The organism is Variovorax sp. P1_H12_2 (assembly GCF_056405335.1).
In genome coordinates this window covers 1-5,198 of record NZ_JBFUCI010000434.1, presented here as the reverse complement: position 1 = coordinate 5,198, position 5,198 = coordinate 1, and the positions used below count along the sequence as shown (strand labels likewise).

Annotated in this window: 5 protein-coding genes; all 5 read right to left on the bottom strand. The window is 66.5% G+C overall.

The features are described from left to right. Positions 1 to 264: 264 nt before the first annotated feature. Positions 265 to 1,731, bottom strand: a complete 1,467-nt coding sequence (locus tag AC1D2K_RS29295) for an amidohydrolase family protein (RefSeq protein ID WP_478093269.1) — start codon at positions 1,729 to 1,731, stop codon at positions 265 to 267. A gap of 54 nt (positions 1,732 to 1,785) precedes the next feature. Continuing rightward, entirely contained in the window at positions 1,786 to 2,535 is a 750-nt protein-coding gene (locus AC1D2K_RS29290; protein WP_478093271.1) for a sulfite exporter TauE/SafE family protein, read from the bottom strand. Positions 2,536 to 2,537: 2 nt separating this feature from the next. Next, positions 2,538 to 3,788: an MFS transporter gene (locus AC1D2K_RS29285; RefSeq protein ID WP_478093267.1), complete on the bottom strand. Its 1,251-nt coding sequence runs from the start codon at positions 3,786 to 3,788 to the stop codon at positions 2,538 to 2,540. Positions 3,789 to 3,868: 80 nt separating this feature from the next. Beyond that, positions 3,869 to 4,747, bottom strand: a complete 879-nt coding sequence (locus tag AC1D2K_RS29280) for a polysaccharide deacetylase family protein (protein ID WP_478093265.1) — start codon at positions 4,745 to 4,747, stop codon at positions 3,869 to 3,871. A 31-nt stretch (positions 4,748 to 4,778) separates the two neighbouring features. Beyond that, positions 4,779 to 5,198 (bottom strand): fumarylacetoacetate hydrolase family protein (locus tag AC1D2K_RS29275; RefSeq protein ID WP_478093263.1); only part of this gene is annotated, 420 nt, incomplete at its 5' end.

Genomic DNA, 5,198 nt, shown 5'->3' with positions numbered 1-5,198 from the left:
GCATCGGAGTGCCAAGATTGGCGTTTCGGAAAGTCAATCTGCAACCACGTTGGAAGGATAATTCCCATGCGGAACATTACACGAGTCGACGTTGACTTGGCCAAGAATGTCATCCAAGTTCACGCCGGGTCGCAAGCTGCGCGAGCGCGGCTGCGACGCCCGCAGTATTTAGCTTGAGTAGAAGAACCAAATGAGACAAGTTACACAAAAGCGGCGTGTTCTCCGACATCGAATTGTTCTCGAAAATCCGACCGAACTCACGATTCAGAAGATCAAGATCTCACCCGCTGCGTTGCGAATCCGGGTTGCAGATTCATGAGCGCGCCGACGAATATCCGCGACGTTGTAGGCAAGGAGGCGGCCGTTTCGCTTCAAGATGCGGCCGTCGACCAACACGGTATCGACATTGGTGGCGCTGCCGCTTTGCACGATTGCGGTCTCGATATTGCCGATCGGCCACATGTTCAGGTCCTTGGTCCGCACCAGAATGATGTCGGCACGCTTGCCTTCGGTGATCGACCCGGTGACGTCGCCCAGGCCCATCGCCTTGGCGCCGTTGATCGTCGCCATCTCGATCACCTCCTGCACGCCGATGGCCTTCGCCTTTTCGCTCGGCGTCCCCGCCCATGGCACGCCAAGGTTCCAGGTGAAGCGCATCATCTCGAACATGTCCGGCGGCGCGATGGATGTGGCGTCGCTGGACAGCGAGAGCGTCAGGCCCGCCTCGCGCATCGCGAACAGTGAGGYGCGTGCATCGCCGGTGCCGCTGAGCCGAAGCTCTGAGTGCGTTGCAAAGGACAGCGGCGTCTTCGTCCGCGCCATCGCCGCCAGGTCGGCCGCGGTGGCGGGAATGTAGTGGGCGATCATGAAATCCGGCCCCAGGTAGCCGCGCCGTTCGTAATCGACGGCATCGACGTTGTTCGGCGCCTCCTGCGGCGCGTGGATCGCGACCGGCAGTCCGATGGCCTTGACGAACTTCATCTCCTCGTGGAAGACCGCGTCGGTGCTCTGCTGCGGGCCGCGCAGGTTCAACCCCAGATGCACCAGGCCCTCGAAGGGCGAACGTTCGCCGAACCACTCGCGCCGCACGCGCGCCAGGTCGTCGTAGCGGTTGACCTCGTCGACGGGCAGTTTGTCGATGTGGCCATAGGCGTAGCGGGCCCGCAGTAGCGCGTGCCGGTGCGCACGCAATTCGGCATCGGCATGGGCCGGGGAGCGCGTGTTGTGCGACCAGTTGTGCACAGTGGTGGTGCCGCCGTTCGCTAGTTCAGCGCAGCCCAGCAGCACGCTGTTGTAGAAGTCGTCGGGCGTATACAGGACCGAGGTCGCGCTCTTGGCGGGGTAGTACGAGAAGCCGCCATCGCGCGCGGTGAAGCTGCGGCCGATGGCGCTCCACATGTGATAGTGGGAATTGACGAAGCCCGGCATGACGATCATGTCGGTGGCATCGATGATCTCGGCACCGCCCGGTGCGCTCAGGCCTCGCCCGACCTTTTCGATCACGCCGTCGCGGACCCACACGTCGGCGCGCGGCAGCACGCCCTTCGCGCGGTCGACCGTGATGACCGCGCCGTTGCGGATCAGGTAGCTGCCGCGGCGAATGCCGGGCGATCCCGGCGCACGCGTCGTCCGGGCCGACACCGACGCCGAGCCGACGAGCGCCGGGGCACCGGTGGCGGCGACCATCAGAGCGCCGACAAAACGGGTGAAGTCTCTCTTGGTTGTTTTCATGTCTCGACCCAGTGATCCCAGTGGTTGAAATGGAAAGAAGAAACGGGTGCCCGGTCAATACGCCTTGAGAAGGAATGCCCCGGTCATCGCCAGCCCCGTCAACACGACGAAGCCGCGCACGACGTCGGGCTTCAGTCGCCGAGCAGCGGTTCCGCCGACATAGCCGCCGACCGTGGCGCCGAGGGCCATCCACAGGGCGTGCGTCCAGACGATCGCGCCGCTGGCCGCATAGATGGCCACGGCAATCAGCGTCAAGATCGCGGAGACAAAGTTCTTGATGCCGTTCATGCGCCCCATGTCCGTGTGCCCCAGTGCGCCGAGGACGGCGAGCAGCAGGATGCCGAGGCCACCGTTGAAATAGCCGCCATAGACGGCGACCGCGACGACGCCCAGGTCGGCAATCCACCGGCCCCGGGGTCTGGCGGCGGCGGGCTTGCGGCGCACCAGGCCGGGTCCGATGGCGAAGAGCAGCGTCGCGGCCAGCAGCAGCCACGGGACGATGCGGGCGAAGGCATGGTTCGAGGTCGACAGTAGCAGGGCCGCGCCGGCCGCGCCACCGAGCACCGACAGTACGCTCAGACGCTGGAGCGAGGGCGACATCGGGTCCGACAATTTCTTGCGCAGAGCCCAGGCGCCAGCCAGGTAACCCGGCAGCAGCGCGGCGGTCCCGGTGGCGTTGGCCGACACCAGCGGCACCCCGACCATCGCCAGTGCCGGCAGGGTCAGGAAGCTGCCACCGCCCGCCACGGCGTTGAGCGCGCCGGCCAGGGCCGCGGCGCCGCCGAGCAGCGCCCAGTCGAGCAGCATCACGGCTTGCGCGCCGGCAGTGACATGCGATCGGTGCGCAGCAGCGCCGCGAACAGCACCCCGACGGCCGCCAGCAGCGTGATCTGCACCAGCCCGGCCATGCTCCAGCCGAAGCGCGCGGCGATGCCGCCAATGATGAAGCCCGCGAACGCGCCCGCGCCGTACAGCGTGGTGACGAACACGCCCGTGGCGCGGTTGGTGAGCGAGGCCCGCACGGCCTTGATGTGGTAGGCGGCCAGGTTCACGTACAGCACGCCGCTCACCACAAAGCCCCAGGCGAAGGACAGCACCGACTGCACCAGCATGCCGGTCGGCCCCGAGAACAGCAGGAAGCCCAGCAGGCCTGTGCCCACGAAGCTCAGCGACAGCACGAGCTTGGGGTGGAAACGGTCGCCGAGCCAGCCGCCGAAGATGGACGCGAACACGCCGAAGCCGAAGATGCTCATGACGCGGCCGGTGTCCGCGGGCGTGTAGTGCAGATGCTCGCGCAGGAAGGTCGGGTACATGCCGAGGTAGCCGTAGATGCAGAGCCCGCCGATGACGCTCATCCCGGTCAACAGGACCGTGTTGCGGTTCCACAGGCTCGTGGCGCCGCGCTGGTCGTTGCGCGCATCAGCGGCCGACACGTTCTCGGTCATGCGCTTGCTCACGGTGAGCGCAATCACCGCCATGGCCGCAAAGCCCGTGACGCCGAACACCAAGAGCGGCAGGCGCCAGTCGCGCTCGGCGCCGATCAGGTGGCCGCCGAGCAGCGGCCCCACGATGGCCCCGATACCGAAGGAGAAGTTGATCGCCCCCACGGCGGTCGCCCGGAAGCGCGCGAAGTAGCTCGCGGCGATCGCGATCACCACCGTCAGCTGCATTGCCTCGCCGACGCCGGTGGCGGCCCGGTAGAGGATCATGTCGGCGAAGCCGTGCGAGTAGGCGGTCAGCAGCGTGCCGAGCGAGAAGATCGCGATGCCGATCTGCAGCACCGTCTTGCGCGACAGCCGCGCCAGCAGGTAGCCGGTCGGCACGCCGGCCACGGCCATGCCCAGCGTGAAGATGGTCGACAGCAGGCCGGTGTCGGCCAGGCCGAAGCCAAACTCCTTGCGCACGTCCGCGGCGATGAGCGGAAAGATCTGCCGGTCCATCGCGTTGAGCGCGTACGAGGCGAGCAGCACCAGGAACATGCCGATCTCCAGCGCGGTGATGGGCGCCTCGCGGCGCGCATCGCCGGCCGGGAAAATGACCGAGGTTGAGGAATGCACGTGTCGTCTCCTTCTCGTCGAGCGAGAAATCTATCTGTTTTTCGTTTTTCTGGAATCGCCGGCGGTGCGCCGGCGGGGATTCACGCCGGGGTGCGTGCGGCGCCGTACCAGTCGAGGATCTGCTCGCCGGTGAAGAAGGCCACGTCGTCGCGTGCCTGGATGTGCGCCAGCGCCTCGCGGAAGTAGCGCAGGCGGTGCGGCGCGCCCATGATGTACGGGTGCACCACCAGCGCCATCACGCGGGCCGAGTCCTTCGCGTCGGCATACAACTGCTCGAACTGGTCGATGGCGCGGTCGCGGTACTCGCTGGCCTTATGGTGCTGGATCAACATCATCGCCACGTCGTTGCACTCCTGCGTGTAGGGCACGTTCACGATCGATCCGCCGTTGCGCGTCTTGAGCTGCACCGGCTGGTCGTCGAGCACCCAGTCGCACACGTACTCGTAGCCCTGCTCGGCCAGGATGTCGGGCGTGTGCCAGGTCTCGGTGAGGCCCGGGCCGAGCCAGCCGCGCGGGCGCTTGCCGGTGTAGGCTCGGATGGCCTCGGTGGTCTTGGCGATGTCCTCGACCTCGTCCGGCACTTTCTGCATGTTGCGCTGTCCGAAGCCGTGGCCGATGAACTCCCACTGGCGTTCCTTCGCCGCCTTGGCGATGGGCTCGTAGGCCGCGATGGCCGAACCGTTGATGGCGAGCGTGGCGCCGATCCCGAGTTCGTCGATCACCTCCAGCATGCGCCAGAAGCCAACGCGGTTGCCGTATTCGTGCCAGGCCCAGTTCGGGATGTCGGGCATCGGCGAGCCGCCGGCCGGCGGCGTGAGCACGGTGCGGGGCATGGTCTCGTCGATGTTCCATTCCTCGACGTTGACGATGACCCAGACGGCCAGGCGCTTGCCGTCCGGCAGCTTGAGCGCGGGGCGTTCGGAGATGGCCGAGTACGAGATGCGTTCGAGTGGTTTCATGGTTTCTCCTGCTTTCGATGCGATGGCGGGCTCAGACGATTTCGACCTGCAAGGGGTCGAGTCCTTCGATGCGGCCGGTGAGTCGGTCGCCGCGCTGCACCGGGCCCACGCCCTCAGGGGTTCCGGTGAAGATCAGGTCGCCGGGCAGCAGACGATACTGCTTCGACAGCTCGCTGACGATCTCGTGCACGTTCCAGATCATCTTCTCGAGCACCGAATTCTGTTGCACGGTGCCGTTCACCGCGAGGCTCATCGCCCCCGAACGGATGTGGCCCACCTGCGCCACGGGATGGATGGGGCCGCAAGGCGCCGAATGGTCGAACGACTTGCCTTGTTCCCACGGCAGGCCGCGCTTGTTGCACTCGCGCTGGCGGTCGCGGCGGGTCATGTCGAGCCCGGCGGCATAGCCGAAGACGTGGTCCAGGGCCGCGTCGGGCGACACGTCCACCGC